The 19,067-nt window shown below is 65.5% G+C and carries 15 protein-coding genes and 1 pseudogene; 4 read left to right on the forward strand and 12 right to left on the reverse strand.

Features of this window, described 5'->3' with window-relative positions; all coding sequences use genetic code 11:
* Positions 1 to 65: 65 nt before the first annotated feature.
* From G467_RS0104695 to G467_RS0104710, 4 genes are all read right to left on the reverse strand, one after another.
* Positions 66 to 2,225, reverse strand: coding sequence for a carboxy terminal-processing peptidase (locus tag G467_RS0104695; protein WP_022968579.1), 2,160 nt, complete (start codon positions 2,223 to 2,225; stop codon positions 66 to 68).
* Between the two features lie 103 nt (positions 2,226 to 2,328).
* Complete coding sequence (gene lipA, locus G467_RS0104700; protein WP_022968580.1) at positions 2,329 to 3,348, reverse strand: lipoyl synthase; 1,020 nt, start codon at positions 3,346 to 3,348, stop codon at positions 2,329 to 2,331.
* A 7-nt stretch (positions 3,349 to 3,355) separates the two neighbouring features.
* A complete protein-coding gene (gene lipB / locus G467_RS0104705) occupies positions 3,356 to 4,042 on the reverse strand; it encodes a lipoyl(octanoyl) transferase LipB (RefSeq protein ID WP_022968581.1) in 687 nt (228 codons plus the stop codon).
* Positions 4,030 to 4,308 (reverse strand): DUF493 family protein, encoded by a 279-nt coding sequence (locus tag G467_RS0104710; protein ID WP_026802362.1) that lies wholly within the window; start codon positions 4,306 to 4,308, stop codon positions 4,030 to 4,032. Before G467_RS0104710 ends, lipB begins: the two co-directional genes overlap by 13 nt.
* Before the next feature lie 141 nt (positions 4,309 to 4,449).
* Between G467_RS0104710 and G467_RS0104715 the strand changes: the two genes are divergently transcribed.
* The 3 genes from G467_RS0104715 to fghA all read left to right on the forward strand — a co-directional run bounded on the left by G467_RS0104715 (position 4,450) and on the right by fghA (position 8,712).
* Positions 4,450 to 6,618, forward strand: coding sequence for a M3 family metallopeptidase (locus tag G467_RS0104715; protein ID WP_022968582.1), 2,169 nt, complete (start codon positions 4,450 to 4,452; stop codon positions 6,616 to 6,618).
* Positions 6,619 to 6,731: 113 nt separating this feature from the next.
* Positions 6,732 to 7,841: an S-(hydroxymethyl)glutathione dehydrogenase/class III alcohol dehydrogenase gene (locus G467_RS0104720; protein ID WP_022968583.1), complete on the forward strand. Its 1,110-nt coding sequence runs from the start codon at positions 6,732 to 6,734 to the stop codon at positions 7,839 to 7,841.
* Positions 7,842 to 7,872: 31 nt separating this feature from the next.
* Positions 7,873 to 8,712, forward strand: a complete 840-nt coding sequence (gene fghA / locus G467_RS0104725) for an S-formylglutathione hydrolase (RefSeq protein ID WP_022968584.1) — start codon at positions 7,873 to 7,875, stop codon at positions 8,710 to 8,712.
* Between the two features lie 51 nt (positions 8,713 to 8,763).
* On the opposite strand, the gene G467_RS0104730 is transcribed toward fghA, so the two are convergent.
* The 8 genes and pseudogenes from G467_RS0104730 to G467_RS0104765 all read right to left on the reverse strand — a co-directional run bounded on the left by G467_RS0104730 (position 8,764) and on the right by G467_RS0104765 (position 17,774).
* The gene (locus G467_RS0104730) at positions 8,764 to 9,990 is read right to left on the reverse strand and encodes a D-alanyl-D-alanine carboxypeptidase family protein (protein ID WP_022968585.1); all 1,227 of its coding nucleotides are present in this window, start codon (positions 9,988 to 9,990) and stop codon (positions 8,764 to 8,766) included.
* 60 nt (positions 9,991 to 10,050) lie between these two features.
* Positions 10,051 to 11,022, reverse strand: coding sequence for a septal ring lytic transglycosylase RlpA family protein (locus G467_RS18405; protein WP_022968586.1), 972 nt, complete (start codon positions 11,020 to 11,022; stop codon positions 10,051 to 10,053).
* Positions 11,022 to 12,164 (reverse strand): lytic murein transglycosylase B, encoded by a 1,143-nt coding sequence (mltB, locus tag G467_RS0104740; RefSeq protein WP_022968587.1) that lies wholly within the window; start codon positions 12,162 to 12,164, stop codon positions 11,022 to 11,024. The genes G467_RS18405 and mltB overlap by 1 nt, the downstream gene beginning before the upstream one ends.
* 37 nt (positions 12,165 to 12,201) lie before the next feature.
* On the reverse strand, positions 12,202 to 13,299 hold the full coding sequence (rodA, locus tag G467_RS0104745) for a rod shape-determining protein RodA (RefSeq protein ID WP_022968588.1): 1,098 nt from the start codon (positions 13,297 to 13,299) through the stop codon (positions 12,202 to 12,204).
* 38 nt (positions 13,300 to 13,337) lie between these two features.
* Positions 13,338 to 15,164, reverse strand: a pseudogene (gene mrdA, locus G467_RS15455) (penicillin-binding protein 2); the annotation flags it as partial.
* Between the two features lie 18 nt (positions 15,165 to 15,182).
* Positions 15,183 to 15,668, reverse strand: a complete 486-nt coding sequence (mreD, locus tag G467_RS0104755) for a rod shape-determining protein MreD (RefSeq protein WP_022968590.1) — start codon at positions 15,666 to 15,668, stop codon at positions 15,183 to 15,185.
* Positions 15,665 to 16,600 (reverse strand): rod shape-determining protein MreC, encoded by a 936-nt coding sequence (mreC, locus tag G467_RS15460; RefSeq protein WP_022968591.1) that lies wholly within the window; start codon positions 16,598 to 16,600, stop codon positions 15,665 to 15,667. Before mreC ends, mreD begins: the two co-directional genes overlap by 4 nt.
* Before the next feature lie 136 nt (positions 16,601 to 16,736).
* Positions 16,737 to 17,774 carry a rod shape-determining protein gene (locus G467_RS0104765; RefSeq protein WP_022968592.1) on the reverse strand — a complete coding sequence of 346 codons (1,038 nt, stop codon included), beginning with the start codon at positions 17,772 to 17,774 and terminating at the stop codon, positions 16,737 to 16,739.
* Between the two features lie 182 nt (positions 17,775 to 17,956).
* On the opposite strand from G467_RS0104765, the gene G467_RS0104770 reads away from it, so the two are divergent.
* Positions 17,957 to 18,895: a carbohydrate kinase family protein gene (locus tag G467_RS0104770; RefSeq protein WP_022968593.1), complete on the forward strand. Its 939-nt coding sequence runs from the start codon at positions 17,957 to 17,959 to the stop codon at positions 18,893 to 18,895.
* Positions 18,896 to 19,067: the final 172 nt, after the last annotated feature.

Genomic DNA, 19,067 nt, shown 5'->3' on the forward strand with positions numbered 1-19,067 from the left:
GGCTATCCGCATCTTGCGACCCTGGTGTGCTGCAACGTCACAGGTGTGCCCGCAGCAGAGAAAACTCACTCGCTCCAAACAGTCGCGCGCTTGGTCACCGGCAACACCTGCGTGGTCAGCTGGGCGCTGCCATTGAGCAGGTTGAGGGCGTCGGCGAGGATCGCCGCGCTCTCGCGCAGCAGCGGATCGGGACGATTCTTCGCCGCTTCCTCGCGCGCGACCTGCTGGGCCACGTTGCGCTCGTCGGCCTGCAGGCCGTCGTCGTTGCGATCCGAATCGATCGCCAGACCCAGGGCCTTGCGCTCGGCTTCGCGCTGCTTGCGGTCGGCTTCGTTGCGATCGCGCTCGGCGCGGCGTTCCGCCTCGTTGAGCGAGATCACTTTCTTGTCGCGTTCCGTGCGGAATTTGGCGACGTCGTCGGCCCACCACTGGTATTCGCGATCCTTGGCCACGCGCGCGTTGTGCAGCGCCATCAAACGCGGCGTGATCGGCGCGAAGTTGCCCAGGTTCGTGTGCGCGGCCATCGCGATATGCGTCGCCGGCAGCGCGTTGTCGTAGGTGCTCTCGCCGAACTCGGTCGCGTCGACCGTGACCGGGAACTGGATTTCCGGCACCACGCCCGCATGCTGGGTGGTGTCGCCGTCGACGCGGAAGAACTGCGCGATGGTCAGCTTGACCTGGCCGAACTGCGCGCCAAGCTTGCTCGGCCAGCGATCGAGGTCGATGAGGTTCTGCACCGTGCCCTTGCCGAAGGTCGGTTCGCCGATGATCAGGCCGCGGCCATAATCCTGGATCGCGGCAGCGAAGATTTCCGACGCCGAGGCCGATGAGCGGTTGACCAGCACGGCCAGCGGACCATCCCAGGCCACGCCCGGCTGCTCGTCGCCTTCGACGCTGACGCGGCCGCCGGATTCGCGCACCTGCACGACCGGGCCCTTGTCGATGAACAGGCCGGTCAGTTCGACCGCCTCGACCAGCGAACCACCGCCGTTCTCGCGCAGATCCATGACCACGCCGTCGACGCGGGCCGCCTTGAGTTCGGCGAGCAATTTGGCGACGTCGGCCGTGGCCGAGCGCGCATCGGGGTCGCCGCGGCGCGCGGCTTCGAAATCGAGATAGAAGCCCGGCAGCGTGATCACGCCAATGCGCTTGTTGCCGGCATTGATGATCGACTTGCTCGCGGCCTGTTCTTCGAGCTTGACCTTGTCGCGCACCAGCGTGACCGCCTTGTGCGCGCCATCGACGCCGGCGTCGGCCGGCAGCACGTCCAGACGCACGCGCGTGCCCTTGTTGCCGCGGATGAGATCGACGACGTCGTCGATGCGCCAGCCGACCACGTCGGTCAGCGCACCCTTGTCGCCCTGCCCGACCGCGACGATGCGATCGCCGACCTTGATCTTGCCCGACATCGCGGCCGGACCACCCGGCACGAGCGTGCGGATCACCACGAATTCGTCCTGGCGCTGCAGCACGGCGCCGATGCCCTCGAGCGAGAGGCGCATCTGCATGTTGAAGTTCTCGGCGCTGCGCGGCGACATGTAGCTAGTGTGCGGATCGATCGAGGTCGCGTAGGCATTCATGAAGCTTTCGAACACGTCGTCGCCGCGCAGCTCATGCACGCGCGAGGCGAGCGTGGCGTAGCGCTTGTCGAGGGTGCGACGGATGTCGTCGGGCGAACGGCCGGCGAGCTTGAGTCGCAGCACGTCGTTCTTGACGTATTTGCGCCAGATGTCGTCGAGCGCGGCCTGGTCGTTGGCCCAGGTGGCTTTTTCGCGATCGTAGGCCCAGGTTTCCTTCGCGGAGAAATCGAAGGGCTTGGCCAGCAGGCTGCGCGCATAGGCGACGCGCTGGTCGACGCGCTTGATGTAGGTGCCGAAGATGTCGTACGCGGCCGTGAGGTTCTGGCTCTTGATCGAATCGTCGAGCGTGGTGCGGTAGGGCTGGAAGCGCGTGATGTCGGCCTGCGTGAAGAACAGCTTCTCGCTGTCGAGCGAATCGAGATAGCGGCGGAAGATGTCGGCCGACAGGGTGTCGTCCAGGGCCATCGGCCGGTACGCGTAACGACTGTCGGACAACAGACCGTAGACCAGGCGCGCCGCAGCGGCCTGGGCTTCGGTCGGCGCCATCGTGGTCGGCTTGGGAGCCGGTGCGGGCGCGGTGGTCGCTGCGATCGCCAGGGTCAGCGGCAGGACGGCGGACAGGGCGAGCAGCTTGGAGTTGAACATGGTTCGGTCCTCTTCTGACCGGAGTAATGGGTTTAGCTTGCGCCGCCCGGGAGTGAGCGGCCTGTGCAGATGGTCATGGAACCGATCCTACCGGGCGCGCCGTTCAGGCGTGCGCCTCGACGAAACCGGCTTCAGCCGCCATTCGGTCGGCGTGGTAGGACGAACGCACCATCGGGCCGGACGCGACGTGCGTGAAGCCCATCGCGAGTCCGAGCACCTCCAGTTCCTTGAATTCCTCCGGCGTCCAGTAGCGGATCACCGGGTGGTGGTGCGGGGTCGGCTGCAGGTACTGGCCGATCGTGATCATGTCGACGTCGTGCGCGCGCAGGTCGCGCAGCGCGCCGAGCACCTGGTCCTTGTCCTCGCCCAGGCCGAGCATGATGCCGGACTTGGTCGGCACGTCCGGGTGCTGGGCCTTGAACTTCTGCAGCAGCTGCAGCGACCAGTCGTAGTCGGCGCCCGGACGCACGTTCGTGTACAGCTCGCGCACCGTTTCCAGGTTGTGGTTGAACACGTCGGGCGGGTTGTCCTTGAGGACCTCCAGCGCGCGCTCCATGCGGCCCTTGCCGCGGAAATCCGGAGTCAGGATCTCGATCTTGATATTCGGCGACAGCAGGCGCGTCTCGCGGATGCAGTCGGCGAAATGCTGGGCGCCGCCATCGCGCAGGTCGTCGCGGTCGACCGAGGTCACCACCACGTAGCGCAGGCCCATGTCGGCGATCGTGCGCGCGAGGTTGGCCGGTTCGGAGGCATCGGGCGGCTTCGGGCGGCCGTGCGCGACATCGCAGAACGAGCAGCGGCGCGTGCACACCTCGCCGAGGATCATGAAGGTCGCGGTGCCGTGGCTGAAACACTCGTGGATGTTCGGGCAGCTGGCTTCTTCGCAGACGGTGACGAGGCGGTTCTCGCGCAGCTTGGACTTGAGCTTGGCGACGGCATTGCCGGCCGGAATGCGTACGCGGATCCAACTGGGCTTGCGCAGCACGGGCGCGCTTTCGTCGAACTTCACCGGGCTGCGCGCGATCTTGTCTTCGCCCAGCTGCTTCACGCCTTCCTGCAGGGCCGGCGCGGCGGCACCGACGACCAGTACGGGAATGGATTTGCTCGCGGACTCGGTCGACATGGGCAGCTCAGGCGGGGAGAGGAAGGGCGTGCAACAAGGGCGGCGGCGCGGCGGTCGCTTCGGGGCGCAATCCGAGCTGTGTCGAGAGTTCCGAGACCAGCACCGAGGCAACCTCCGACAGCGTCGCCGGACCCCCGGATTTTAGCACCGAGGTCACCTGCAAACCGGCATAACCGCAGGGATTGATGCGCGAAAACGGTTCCAGATCCATGGCGACATTGAAGGCCAGGCCATGGAAGGTGCAGCCATGGCGCACGCGCAGACCGAGCGCGCCGATCTTTTCGCCGTGCACGTACACGCCCGGGGCGCCGTCCTTGCGCACGGCGGGAATCTGCCAGCGCGCCAGGGTGTCGATCAGGGCCTGCTCGATGCGATGCACGAACTCGCGCACACCGATGCCCCGGCGACGCAGGTCGACCAGCGGATACGCCACCAACTGGCCCGGGCCGTGATAGGTCACCTGGCCGCCGCGGTTGGTGCGCACGACCGGGATGTCGCCCGGGGCGAGGACGTGCTCGGGCTTGCCGGCCTGGCCCAGGGTGAACACCGGATCGTGCTCGACCAGCCACAGCTCGTCGGCGCCATCGTCGCCGCGGGTGTCGGTATAGGTTTCCATGGCCGTCCAGACCCGGTCGAAGGGCTGGCGGCCAAGCTCGCGGATGGTCCAGGCAGGTGCGTTGCTCAGAGCGTCCACTTCACTTCCGGGTGCTCGCGCAGCGCGACATGGGCGGCGTCGTAGTCGGCGCGGCTTTCGGCGCGGAAGCTGATCGCGACCGAGACATAGCGACCGGCGCTGGACGGCCGGGTGCGCACGGTCTCGTGCAGAACCGTCAGGCCCGCCGCAGTCAGCAGGCGCGGGATCTCGGCCTCCAGATTGGCGCTGGCCGGGCCCATCGCGGAAATTTCGAACACGCCGGGGAACTGGAAACCCTGGTCTTCGCTGGTCTTCTTCATGTCCACATTATCGGGGCTCTGGCAGGCTTTCCCAAGCCGTCCCGAGCCGCGCCCAGCCCTTCCGGCACATGGCGCGGATCGCAGGCGCAGCCTACCCTCGGGAGCCCGGGTCCGCGACCCGTCCTCCGACCCTGAACGGAACCGTCCATGACCAAGAAACCCCTTGCCCTGCTGATCGCCGCCAGCCTTTCGCTGGCCGCCCTCGGCCCCGTCCTCGCCGCCGAGCCCGCCACCATGTCCTCTGCCAGCCAGCCGGCCACGGCCAGCAATCCCTTCTTCGCGCCGAGCAGCCTGTACCTGCAGGCGCCGGCCTTCGACCAGATCAAGAACGAGCACTACCGCCCGGCGTTCGAGGAAGGCATGCGCCAGCAGATTGCGGAAGTCGAAGCGATCGCCGGCAACAAGGCCGCGCCGACCTTCGACAATACGATCGTCGCGATGGAGCGCAGCGGTCAGCTGCTGACCCGCGTCTCGAACGTGTTCTTCAATCTCAGCGGCGCCAACACCAATGACGAGATGGAAGCGATCCAGCGCGACCTCGCGCCGAAGCTGTCGGCCCACGGCGATGCCATCGTGCTCAACGGCGCGCTGTTCCAGCGCGTGAAGACGCTGTACGACGCCCGCGATTCGCTCGGCCTCGACGCCGAGTCCAAGCGCCTGCTCGAGCGCTACCACACCGATTTCGTCCGCGCCGGTGCGCAGCTGTCGGATGCCGACAAGGAAAAGCTCAAGGCCTACAACGCCGAGATCGCCACGCTGGCAACGACCTTCAGCCAGAACCTGCTCAAGGAAACCAACGCGTCCGCCGTGGTCGTGAACTCGCGCGCTGAACTCGCAGGACTGTCCGATGCCGCGATCACCACCGCCGAAGCCGAAGCCAAGAAGCGCGGCCTCGACGGCAAGTTCGTCATCGCCCTGGTCAATACCACCGGCCAGCCGCCGGAAGCGTCGCTGAGCAATCGCGCCGTGCGCCAGCGTCTGCACGAGGCCTCGGTCGGCCGCGGCAGCCACGGCGGCGAGTTCGACAACCGCGCGACCATCATCCGCATGGCCAAGCTGCGCGCCGAGCGCGCGACCCTGCTTGGCTATCCCAACCATGCGACCTATGTGCTCGAGGACGAAACCGCGCGCACCACGACGGCGGTGAACAAGCTGCTCGCCGACCTCGCGCCGGCGGCCGTCGCCAACGCGCGCAAGGAAGCGGCCGACATGCAGGCGCTCATCGACAAGGAAAAGGGTGGCTTCCAGCTCGCTGCCTGGGACTGGGCGTACTACGCGGAGAAGGTGCGCAGCGAGCGCTACAACTTCGACGAGTCGCAGCTCAAGCCCTATCTGGAAATGAACAATGTCATGGAGAACGGCGTGTTCTACGCCGCCCATGAGCTGTACGGCCTGAGCTTCAAGGAGCGCAAGGATCTGCCGGTGTACAACCCGGACGTGCGCGTGTTCGAAGTGTTCGACCGTGACGGCAAGACGCTGGCGTTGTTCTACGCCGACTATTACGCCCGCGACAACAAGCGCGGCGGCGCGTGGATGAACGAGTACGTCGGGCAGTCGGGCCTGATGGGGACGCGCCCGGTCGTCGCCAACCACCTCAATATCCCCAAGCCTGCGGCCGGCGAGCCGACGCTGCTGACCTGGGATGAGGTCACGACGATGTTCCACGAGTTCGGTCATGCGCTGCACGGCATGTTCTCGGACGTGAAGTACCCGCGTTTCGCCGGCACCAATGTGCCGCGCGACTTCGTCGAATATCCGTCGCAGGTCAACGAGATGTGGGCCGACTGGCCGTCGGTGCTGGCCAACTACGCCAAGCACTACCAGACCGGCGCGCCGATGCCGAAAGCGTTGCTGGACAAGGTGCTGGCCACGCAGAAGTTCAACCAGGGCTATGCGACGACCGAGTATCTCGCCGCGTCCCTGCTCGATCAGCGCTGGCACCAGCTCGCGCCCACGCAGATTCCGACCGACGCGCTGGCCTTCGAAGCGAGTGCGCTCAAGCAGGCCGGCGTCGATTTCGCGCCGGTGCCGCCGCGCTATCGCAGCACGTACTTCTCGCACATCTTCTCCGGCGGTTATTCGTCGGGCTACTACGCTTACCTGTGGAGCGAGGTGCTCGATGCCGACAGCGTCGAGTGGTTCAAGCAGAACGGCGGCCTGACCCGTCAGAACGGCGACCATTTCCGCGAAACCCTGCTGTCGCGCGGCGGCAGCGAAGACGCGATCACGCTGTTCCGCGGCTTCAGCGGCCGCGAGCCGTACGTGGAACCGCTGCTTGAGCGTCGCGGTCTCAACACGGGCGCCGGCAAGAAATAGAGCCGCCCCGTGGTCACGACAAAGCCGCCGAAAGGCGGCTTTGTTTTTTGTCCGATCCCGGCGGCCGGTCTTGCTAACATCGCAGGCCTCGACACCTCGTCCTGGAGCCCGTCATGCAAGTTCGCGCCGCCGTCGCCTATCAAGCCGGAGCTCCGCTGAGCATCGAAACCGTCGAACTCGAAGGTCCGCGGGCCGGCGAAGTGCTGGTCGAGATCAAGGCGACCGGCGTGTGTCACACCGATCTGTACACGCTGTCGGGCGCCGATCCGGAGGGACTGTTCCCGACAATCCTCGGCCACGAAGGCGCGGGCATCGTCGTCGACGTCGGGCCGGGTGTGACCTCGCTGAAGAAAGGCGATCACGTGATCCCGCTGTACACGCCCGAATGCCGTGAATGCGAGTACTGCCTCAATCCCAAGACCAACCTGTGCCAGGCAATCCGCAGCACCCAGGGCCAGGGTCTGATGCCGGACGGCAGCAGCCGCTTCTCGCTCGGCGGCAAGAAGCTGCATCACTACATGGGCACCTCGACATTCGCGCAGTACACCGTCGTGCCGGAAATCGCGCTGGCAAAGATTCGCGAGGACGCGCCGTTCGACAAGGTCTGCTACATCGGCTGCGGCGTCACCACCGGCATCGGCGCGGTGATCTACACCGCGAAAGTCGAGCCCGGCGCGAAAGTCGTGGTGTTCGGACTCGGCGGCATCGGCCTGAACGTGATCCAGGGTGCGCGCCTCGCTGGCGCGGGCATGATCGTCGGTGTCGATCTCAATCCGGCCCGCAAGGCGATGGCGGAGAAGTTCGGCATGACGCATTTCGTCAATCCGGCCGAAGTCGAAGGCGATCTGGTGCCCTACCTGGTGAATCTCACGAAGGGCGGCGCTGACTACAGTTTCGAATGCATCGGCAATACCAAGGTCATGCGCCAGGCGCTGGAGTGCTGCCACAAGGGCTGGGGCACGAGCATCATCATCGGCGTGGCGGAGGCCGGCGCGGAAATCTCCACGCGTCCGTTCCAGCTGGTCACCGGTCGCAACTGGCGCGGCAGCGCTTTCGGTGGCGCCCGCGGGCGCACGGACGTGCCGAAAATCGTCGACTGGTACATGGAAGGCAAGATCGATATCGATTCGCTGATCACGCATACCATGCCGCTGGAAAAGATCAACGAGGCCTTCGACCTGATGCATCGCGGCGAATCGATCCGCAGCGTGGTGATCTACTGATGCGCATGCCATCGACGCCCGGGCGGCAGCCATGACGCTGGAAACCCTTTCCGAACAGCGCTGCTTTGGCGGCGCGCACGGCGTCTACCGGCACCCGTCGGCGGCCTGCGCCGGCCCGATGCGGTTTTCGGTGTTCCAGCCGCCGCAGGTCGCGCAGGGCAAGCGGCCGGTCCTTTATTTTCTTGCCGGCCTGACCTGCAACGAAGAGACCTTCATGATCAAGGCCGGCGCGCAGCGGGTCGCCGCGGAGCTCGGCCTGATTCTCGTGTCGCCCGATACCAGTCCGCGCGATACCGGCATCGCCGGCATCACCGAGCATTGGGATTTCGGCGAAGGCGCCGGCTTCTATCTCGATGCGACGCAGGCGCCGTACGCGTCCCGTTTCCGCATGCGCCGCTATGTGACCGAAGAACTGCCAGCGATCATCGCCGCGAACTTCAATGCCGATAGCGAACGCAGCGGCATCAGCGGCCATTCGATGGGCGGTCATGGCGCTTTGACGATCGCGCTCACGCATCCGGATCGCTATCGCTCGGTGTCGGCGTTCGCGCCGATCGTCGCGCCCACGCGCGTGCCCTGGGGCGAAAAGGCCTTCTCGCGTTATCTAGGCGAAGATCGCGAAGCGTGGAAGAACCACGATGCCTGCGAACTCGTGGCCCGCCAGCGCTTTCCGGGCACGATCCTGATCGACCAAGGCGCGGCGGACAACTATCTGCTTTCGCAGCTGCGCCCCGAATGGTTCGAGACCGCCTGTGCGCAGCAGGGGCAGTCGCTGCGACTGCGCCGGCAGGACGGCTACGACCACTACTACTGGTTCGTGCAGAGTTTCATCGAAGACCATCTGCGCCATCACGCGGCCGCCCTGGCCTGAAAACAAGAAGCCGGCTTGCGCCGGCTTTCGTTCACTGCAGCGGCGCTCGGATCACTCCGATTCCCACCACATCCAGAATTCGTCCCACAGGCGCTTGAAGAAACCGCCCTCTTCGACCGCATTGACCGCGATCAGCGGACGCGAGGCGATGTCCTTGCCGTCAAGCGTGATGCGCAGCTTGCCAATGACCTGGCCTTTCGCGATAGGCGCGACCAGGGTCTTCGGCACTTCCATGACCGGCTTGAGCTCGGCGTAGCGGCCGCGCTGCACGGAGATCGTCAGCGGCTCGGCAACACCGAGCACGACCTCGTCGAGCGCGCCCTTCCAGACCTTGTGCGCGGCGATCTTCGTGTTCGCGCCGTACAGCGTATGCGATTCGAAGAAACGGAAGCCCCACTCGAGCAGGTTGAGGTTGCCGGTCTCGCGCAGGCGGAAGCCTTCGCTCTGGCTCTTGGATTCGATGCCCATGACGATCGAGACGAAGCGCTGATCGCCGCGCTTGGCCGAGGCCAGCAGGCAATAGCCGGCCTTGTCGGTATGTCCGGTCTTGATGCCGTCGATGCCGCTGCCTTCGCGCCACAGCAGGTTGTTGCGGTTGTGCTGGGTGATCGCGCCGACCGTCAGTTCCTTGATGCTGTTGTAGGCATAGGTTTCCGGGAAATCGCGGATCATCGCGCGGCCGAGCAAGGCCAGGTCGCGGGCGCTGGAGTAGTGGTTCTCCGCGCTCAGGCCGTGCGCGTTGACGAAATGGCTGTTGGTCATGCCGATGCGCTGCGCGTAGCTGTTCATCAGCGATGCGAAGGCTTCTTCACTGCCGGCGACATGTTCGGCAATCGCGATCGCGGCATCGTTGCCCGACTGCACCGACATGCCCTTTTCGACATCGGTGAGCTTGACGCGGCTGTTGAGCTCGAAGCCGCTGTAGCTGCCATCGGTGCCCGCGCCGCCTTCGCGCCAGGCGCGTTCGCTGATCGTGACGAGGTCGTCGGGCTTGATCTTGCCGGCGCGGGCTTCGGCCGCGGCGACGTAGGAGGTCATGACCTTGGTGATGCTCGCCGGCTCCATGCGCGCATCGATGTTCTCGCCGGCGAGAATCTGTCCGGTGTCGTAGTCCATCAGCAGCCAGGCTTTGGCCCCGGTCGGCACGGGCGCGGGCGGCACCGGCATGGCCTGGGCGACCGGTGCAGGCGGCGCCGGCGTCGGCGTCGGGGTTTGCGCGGCGGCGGCGGCAACGAGGCCGGCGCCGAGGGCAGCGAGAAGAATTCGGGGCAAACGCATGGAGGACTCCAGAAACCGGGGGTCGCAGCGCGACCCGGAAAAGTGCGGCGATTTTAAGCGTTATTCACTGAACACGCGCGGGCTGGGCAGCCCCAACGCACGGATTCTTTCGACCAGCGCGGCGATCTGGTCGGCATCGACCGGTCCCACGCGCACACGCCAGACGTCCTGGCCGTTGACTTCGGCATGATCGAGATCGATGTCGTCGATATCCGCGGCGCCGAGGCGATCGGCGACGCGGCGGGCATTGTCCTTGTCGGCGAAACTGCCGACCTGCAGGAACCGGCGTCCATCGCCGACCGGCGCTGGCGGCGTCGTAGACGGTAGCGGCATCGGCGCGACCACAGGCGCAGCAGGACCCTCGGCGAGCTCACCGCCGCTGATCGCACGCACTTCCACGCGCGCGGTGCCGGTGCGGTCCACGCCTAGGCGCACGGCGGCGGCATAGCTCAGATCGATGATGCGGCCGGGATGGAAAGGGCCGCGGTCATTCACCCGCACGATCACGCTGCGACCGTTGTCGAGATTGCTCACCCGCACATACGAAGGCAGCGGCAGGGTCTTGTGCGCGGCGGTGAACGAACAGATGTCGTAGATCTCGCCGCTCGACGTCGCGCGGCCGTTGAACTTGGTGCCGTACCACGAAGCGGTGCCGCGCTCGACATAGCCCTGGGCGCTGTCGAGCACGCGATAGCTCTTGCCGAGCACGCTGTAGGGCGAACGATTGCCGTAGCGGGAACGCGGTTCGTCACGCGGCACCGGTTCGGCGAGACCGCTGACATCGATCGGCGCACTCGGCCCGGCGTCGGGCACGCCCGGCGCATACAGGCCGCCGGCGGTGTAGTCGCTGTCGCGATGCTCGCGGGTCGGCGCGCAGGGGTTGAACGCAGGCGCGGCGTCGCGGGCATCGCCGGACGGTCGCGCCTCGGTCGGCTGAACATGCGGAACCGACGGCGGGGACGAACGGCGCGGGGTGTGATGCGCGCAGGCCGCCAGCAGCACCAGCGCCGAAGCCGCGAAAAAAGGGCGCATCACGGCGCGGCGGAGGCGCTTTCGCCCGCGGCGATTTCCCGCGACAGTTGATAAACCGCCATCGCGTACATCGGCGAGCGGTTGTAACGCGTGAGCACGTAGAAATTGCGGTAACCGATCCAGTATTCCGGACCGTTGCTGCCTTCGAGCGTGAGCAGGGTCACCGGTTGCGCGGGCACCGCCGGGTCGAGCGGCCGGTAACCGCGCGCCGCGAGGTCAGCGAGCGTGAAGCGCGATTCGAAGTTCTCGGGAATGAAAGCGACCGCGTTGGCATCCGCCTGCGCCATCACGAACGGCGGCAAGTCCTTCTGCCACCCGTGCGCGACAAAATAGTTCGCGATCGAGGCGAACACGTCGGGCAGATCGTTGAACAGGTCACGACGGCCGTCGCCGTCGCCGTCCTTGGCGAAAGCCCGGTAGCTCGAGGGCATGAACTGACCCCAGCCCATCGCGCCGGCATAGCTGCCCTTGAGCGTGCTCAGATCGAAGCGGTTTTCTTTCGCCAGCACGATCGCCTGCGCGAGCTGGTCGCGGAAAAAACGACCGCGCATGCGCTCATAGTCGACACGTTCGGGCTTGCCGCTGCTCGGGTAGTAGAAGCCCAAGGTGTACAGCGCATCGAGCACGCGATAGCTGCCGGTGATGCGGCCGTAGCTGGTCTCGACACCGATGATCGAGACGATGATCTCGGCCGGCACGCCGGTTTCGCCCTGCACCTTGAGCAGTTCGTCGCGGTGCTGCGCGTAAAACGCACGACCCTGCTGGATGCGGGAATCAGTGAGGAAGATCGGACGATAGTCTTTCCATGGCTTGACCGATTCCGCGGGCCGCGACATCGCGTCGACGATGCTCTGCCGGTACTTCGCCTGGGCGAGCCAGGATTCGATTTCGGCCGGGGCCAGGCCGTAGGTCTTCGCGGCTTCGGCGACGAAGGCCGCTTCCAGATCCTGCGGCAGGACCGGCTGGACCTCGGGCACCGGGGACGGCGGCGTCACCGGCGCGGGTGCAGCCACGGGGGCCGGTGCGGGCGCGACGGGCGGCGCGGGCGGGGCTCTGCGCGTCGCATCGCTGCATGCGGCGAGAGCGCAGAGCAGCAGCAGGATGAGGACGTGGCGGGGACGCAGGTTTTTTGCTATCGGCATGGGAAGAAATGTAGCACGCGTTCCGGAAATAGATGGTTCAGGACATGAACTTGCGATGGGCCCGCACCGACATGACGATGCCGAAACCCGCGAGCAGGGACACGGCCGAGGTGCCGCCGTAACTGAGCAGGGGCATCGGCACACCGACCACCGGCAACAGGCCGGCGATCATCGCGCCGTTGACCAGCACGTAGACCGAGAACGTCATCGCCAGTGCGCCGGCCAGCAGGCGCGAATAGCCGTCGCGGGCATTGGCCGCAATCCACAGGCTGCGGCCGACGATGAACAGGTAAAGGGCGAACAGCACGCTGACGCCGACCCAGCCCCACTCCTCGGACAGGACGGAGAAGGCGAAATCGGTGGTGTGCTCGGGCAGGAAATCCAGATGCGCCTGACTGCCCTGCCCCCAGCCCTTGCCGAACCAGCCACCGGAACCGATCGCGATTTTCGATTGGATGATGTTCCAGCCGGTGCCCAGCGGATCGGATTCGGGATTGATGAAGGTCAGGATGCGATCCTTCTGGTACGGCATCAGGAACATCCACGCGACCGGCAAGGCCCCGATGCCGGCGCCCGCGAACAGCCCGATGCGCCACCAGGCCAGCCCGGCAAGAAACACCGTGAATGCGCCCGAGGCGGCGACCAGCATGCCGGTGCCCAGGTCCGGCTGTTTGATGATGAGCGCGACCGGCACGCCGATGATCAGCGCACAGACCGCCAGCGTGCGCCAGTTCGGCGGCAACACCGAACGATGCAGATACCAGGCGACCATCATCGGCACGGTCAGCTTCAGCAGCTCGCCTGGCTGCAGGTAGAAGAATCCGAGATTGATCCAGAGTCGCGCGCTGCGCCCGGAACCGACTGCAAACACGATCGGCATCAAGGCCAGGGTCAACGCGAACGCGAGCGGCGTCCAGTTGCGCAGACGCGCCGGCGACACGCGCGAGAGCAATACCATCACGCCCAGACCGGCGACGAAACGCGCGGCCTGTGCGATTACCACGTGGCTGTCGCCGCCGCCGGCGCTGTGCTGCACGATCAGGCTCGCGGCCATGACTGCGCACAAGGCGAGCAGCAAGGGCCAATCGACCTTGTCGAGAAAGTCCAGCAGCCACTCGCGCAGCCAGGTGATCACGGCGTGCGTTCCGGCAGTGCAGCACTAGACGGTGTCCTGATCAGCCAGGCGTCCATGATCTTGCGCGCAATCGGTGCCGCCGTGCTGGCGCCGAAGCCGCCGTGTTCGACGACGACCGCGACGGCAATCGTCGGATTCTCGGCCGGCGCATAGGCGATGAACAATGCCTGGTGCCGCTGATTGAGCGGCAGCGAATGCGGGTTGAGGCTGATGTTGCCCTTGCGGCTCACGCGCTGCGCCGTGCCGGTCTTGCCCGCGATCAGGTAGGGCGCGTTACTGATCACGCGCGCGGTGCCGTGCGGTCCATTCACCGCGCCGATCATGCCTTCCTTCACTGCCTGCAGATTGCCCGCGTTGTTGGAGATGCGCACGCCTGGCGGTTGCGGCAGCATTTCCCAGGCGCCCTGAAAACCCTGGCGCGTCGCGCGCGCGAGATGCAGCTGCCGGCGCAGACCGCCGTCGGCGAGCGTTGCCGTGCCCTGCGCGAGCTGCAGCGGCGTGGTCACCCAATAGCCCTGGCCGATGCCGGCATTCACGGTCTCGCCAAGAAACCATTCCTGCTTGAATCGCCGGCGCTTCCATTCCGGCGACGGCAGCACGCCCGAGCTTTCGCCGACCAGATCGATGCCGGTCGGGCGACCGAAGCCGTATCGATCCATGTATTCGTCGAAGCGACGGATGCCCATGTCGACGGCGAGCTTGTAGTAGTACGTGTTCACCGACTGCGCGATCGACTCGCGCAGATCGACCCAGCCGTGGCCGCCCGCATGCGCATCGCGGAAGCCGCGGGCGACGCCGGGCAAATGCCATTCGCCGGTGGACAGGATCTTGTCTTCGGGCGTGCGCAGCCCCGATTCCAGACCGGCGAGGCCAACAAAGGGCTTGATCGTCGAACCGGGCAAGGTGCCGCCATGCAGGTTGCGGTCGAACAAAGGCACCGACAGATCTTCGGTCAGCACGCGGTAGTCGGCGTGCGAGATGCCGTTAACGAACAGGTTGGGATCGAACATCGGCAGGCTGACCATCGCCAGCACTTCGCCGGTGCGCGGATCGACGGCGATCGCCGCACCGTCGAGTTCGCCGAACGCTTCCACAGCAACGCGCTGCAGGTCGGCATCGATGCTCAGCTGCAGATCGACGCCGGGCTTGGCCGGCACGCGATCGACCATGCGCAGCACGCGACCCTCGACGTTCTGCTCGACGTTCTCGTAACCGATCTCGCCGCGCAGGCGCTCTTCGTATTTCTTCTCGAGGCCCGATTTTCCAACATGGGTCAGCGCGGAGTACTTGCTGTCGCCCAGGGCCTCCAGATCGCGCGCATCTAGCCGACCGACGTAACCGATGACGTGTGCGAACAAATTGCCGTAGGGATAGCGACGCGTCAGATAGGGCACGACATCGACGCCGGGGAAGCGATGGCGATTGACGGCAAGGCGGGCGCGTTCTTCTTCGCTCAGTCGAAGTTTCAGTGCGACCGGCCGGAAACCGCGGGTGGCGCGGCGCGTGGAATCGAAGGCTTCCATTTCGTCGTCGCTGATCGCAACGAGCTGGCGCAGCTGTGCCAGCGTCTCTTTCAGATCGACGGTGTTTTCCGGGACGATTTCCAGGCGATAGGCCGGGACGTTGTCGGCCAGCAGTTTGCCGTTGCGATCGAAGATCAGCCCGCGTGCCGGCACGACCGGCCGGGGCTTGATGCGGTTGGCTTCCGATCGGGTTTTGTATTCCTCATGCTGCAGCACCTGCAGACGAAAATAGCCGAAACACAGGCCGATCATCGCGATGGCGATGCCGATAAAGCCGATCGCCGCACGGCGCTGGAACTGATCCGCCTCGACGTGCGGATTCTTCATCTGCTGGCGACGCATGCCGCGCATCATCGCCACTCAGTTGCGCTCGCGCGCACGCAGGCGCGCCAGGTCGAGCAGCACGAACAACCAGGGCCACAACATCATGCCCAACGCCGGCGACAGCCAGCTGCTCCAGGTGGGCCAACCGCCGCCGATGACGGCATTGATCAGGGCCGCGATGATGCGATCGTTGAGCAGCAGTAAACCGATAGCGAGCGCTTGCTGCCACAGCGGGAAAAAACGCAGCCGGGCGCGGAAACGCTGCACCAGGAACGCGACCACGACCAGACGCAGGGCCTGTTCGCCGAGCGGACTCGCGGTGACCAGGTCGGCGACGAGGCCGGCAACGAAGGCGGTGCCCAGACCCACCGACTGCGGCGCTTCCATGATCCAGTAGGCGATCAGCAAGGCCAGCAGATACGGCCGCGCTTCGCTGACGCCCGTGGGCAAAGGAAATACGGTGAACAGCACGGAGACCAGCAGCCCGCCGTAAAGCAGCCAGGGCGTGGGTGCGCGGATCATGGCAGGTTCCCGGGCGCGGGCTTCGGTGCCTGTGCGGCGGGTGTCGCCGGTGTCGGCGACGGTCTCGGTGCGGGTGGACCCATGTCGGTCACGGGCGGCAGGTTGCTGACCAGCAACACTTCCAGGCCGCGTTCGAAATGCGCCGCCGGTTGCGCCTGCGCGACTACAAACAGACGCGTCGCATCGGGATTGAGTTCGGCGATCGTGCCGACCGGGAAACCGGCGGGGAAACGGCCGCCGATGCCCGACGTCACCAGCAGGTCGCCGACCCGAATATCGGCGCTCTGCGGAATATTGGGCAGATTCAGGCGGTCGGTGCGACCCATGCCATAGGCGATGGCGCGCAGGCCGGTGCGTACGACCTGCACGGGCACGGCGTGATCGGGATCGGTGAGCAGCAAGGCCGTCGATCGGCGCGGACCGACTTCGATGACCTGGCCGAGTACGCCGCCGGAATCGATGAGCGCCTGCCCGACACGCACGCCGGTATTGCTGCCGGCATCCAGCACCAGACGCTGCCGGTACGGATCGAGATCGATGTCGAGCACGCCGGCCATCTGCACGTTGAGGCGATAGCCGCGCGTACCGCCGAGCAGTTCGCGCAGACGCAGGTTCTCTTCGGCAACGGCATTGAGTCGATTGAGGCGCGCCGAGGAAATCTCAAGCTCGCGGCGCAGTCGCGCATTGTCTTCCTGCATCTGTCCGCGCAAGGCCAGACCTTCCCGCGAAGCAGTGAAGGCACGCGACGGTGCGGACGCCAGCCACCACATCGGCTCGGTCAGCCAGGCCATGCGTGCGCGGATCTGCTGCCCGTATTGACCACGATGATCGGCAACCATCAGGCCGATCGCCAACGCCAGATACGCCATCATCGGCAACGTCGTCGCCGCGCTGTCGCTGAGTCGGGAGGCTGAGTTACCGGCAAAGGCCACGCGGGAAATTCCGACGGGAGACCTGGAGGCCGCGGCAGGATCCGCGGGCTGGCCGGCGTGTCACGCGCCGGCAACGGGGAAGGTGCTGCTGTTGCCGTTGGAAAGAACCCGTGACCGCCCTTTCCAAGGCCATGATTCACTCCGGCGAAAAGAACTCGTTGCCGTGCATGTCGATCAGTTCGAGCGCACGACCACCGCCACGCGCCACGCAGGTCAGCGGATCGTCCGCGACGTGCACGTGCAGGCCGGTTTCTTCGGAGATCAGCTTGTCGAGGTCCTTCAGCAGGGCGCCACCGCCGGTCAGCACGATGCCGCGCTCGGCGACGTCGGCGCACAGTTCCGGCGGTGTCTGCTCGAGCGCCTGCTTGACCGCACTGATGATGCCCGCGAGCGGCTCGTGCAACGCTTCGAGTACTTCGGTGGTGTTGATCGCGATCATGCGCGGCACGCCTTCGGCGAGGTTGCGGCCGGAGACTTCCATCTCGCGCACCTGCGCCTGCGGGAAAGCGTTGCCGATCTCGAGCTTAATGCGTTCGGCCGTGGTTTCGCCGATGAGCGTACCGTGGCTGCGACGCACGTAGCTGATGATTGCTTCGTCGAAGCGGTCGCCGCCGATGCGGACCGACTGCGCGTAGACGATGCCGTTGAGCGAGATCACCGCGACTTCGGACGTGCCGCCACCGATGTCGATGACCATCGAGCCGCGTGCTTCGTCGACCGGGATGCCGGCGCCGATCGCGGCGGCCATCGGCTCTTCGATCAAATAGACTTCGCGTGCACCGGCTTCCTCGGCGGATTCCTTGATCGCGCGGCGCTCGACCTGGGTCGAGCCGCAGGGAACGCAGATCAGCACGCGCGGGCTCGGACGCAGGAAACGCGAGGTGTGCACCTTGCGAATGAACTGCTTGAGCATTTCTTCGGTGTGGGTGAAGTCGGCGATCACGCCATCCTTCATCGGCCGATGCGTGGTGATGTTGCCGGGTGTGCGGCCAAGCATTTTCTTGGCTTCGGCGCCCACGGCGGCGACTTCACGGATGCCATTGCTGTGGCGGACGGCGACCACGGAGGGTTCGTTGAGGACGATGCCTTGGCCGCGGACGTAGATCAGGGTGTTGGCGGTGCCCAGGTCGATCGACAGATCGTTCGAGAACAGACCGCGCAGGTACTTGAACATCAGGGAGAGCCTGCGAAATTGGGGGGTTCGGATGGTTTGTTAGGGTACCAACCGCCCCCCGTGCGAGCAAGGAGAATCCTCGTTTTCAAGGCTCTTGCCCGCTACCGGCGAGGGCCTTTGCGTTAACATGGCGCGTTTGGCCGAACCGGCCCAGTCAGCTACCGTTTTCGAAAGGATTCCCGATGTCGTCTGCCTTGATCTGCGGCTCCCTCGCCTACGACACCATCATGGTGTTTCCGGACCAGTTCAAGAACCACATCCTGCCCGACAAGGTGCACATCCTGAACGTCTCGTTCCTGGTGCCGCGTATGCGCCGCGAGTTCGGCGGCTGCGCGGGCAACATCGCCTACAACCTCAAACTGCTGGGCGGCAACCCGGTCCCGATGGCGACGGTCGGCCAGGATTTCGGCCCGTACCGTGAGCATTTTGAGACCTGCGGCATCCGCATGGATCACGTCAAAGAGCTGGCGGATCTGTACACCGCCCAGGCGTTCATCACCACCGACCTCGACGACAACCAGATCACCGCCTTCCATCCAGGCGCGATGATGCGCTCCTACGAGAACCACGTCCGCGACGTGCAGGACGTGGGCTTCGGTATCGTCGGCCCGGACGGCTACGAGGCCATGCTGCAGAATTCGACCGAGTTCGCCGAACTCGGTATTCCGTTCATCTTCGACCCCGGCCAGGCGATGCCGCTGTTCAACGGTCGCGAACTGACCCAGATGATCGAGCAGGCTACCTATGTGACCGTCAACGATTACGAGTCGAACCTGTTGCAGGACAAAACCGGCTTGAGCGAGAAGCAGATCGCCGAGCGCGTGCAGGCCTATCTGGTGACCCGGGGCCCGAAGGGGTCGGAAGTGCATACCAAGACCGGCATGCTGCAGATTCCCGCCGCTACGGCGATGCGCGTCGTCGACCCCACCGGCTGCGGCGACGCTTATCGCGCCGGCCTGATCTACGGCTGGATGAACGGACTGGACATGGCGACCACTGGCCGCATCGCGTCGCTGATGGGTGCGCTCAAGATCGAACACCTCGGTCCGCAGAACCAGCGCTTCGACTACGAAGAATTTGCCGAGCAGTTCCGTCAGCAGTTTGGTTACGCGTTGCGTTGAGTCGCAACGCCCACGCAGTTGCAATAGAAAACGCCGGATCGAGAGATCCGTCGTTTTTATTTGTGGCTCTTTATGAAGCCGCAAAAAAGAAGAAGGCCAGTCCATGTGGACTGGCCTTCTGGGGTAAAAACCCTGGCGATGACCTACTCTTGCATGGCTTAAGCCACACTAC

This window comes from Arenimonas oryziterrae DSM 21050 = YC6267, from assembly GCF_000420545.1.
In the GTDB taxonomy this organism is placed as follows: Bacteria; Pseudomonadota; Gammaproteobacteria; order Xanthomonadales; family Xanthomonadaceae; genus Arenimonas; species Arenimonas oryziterrae.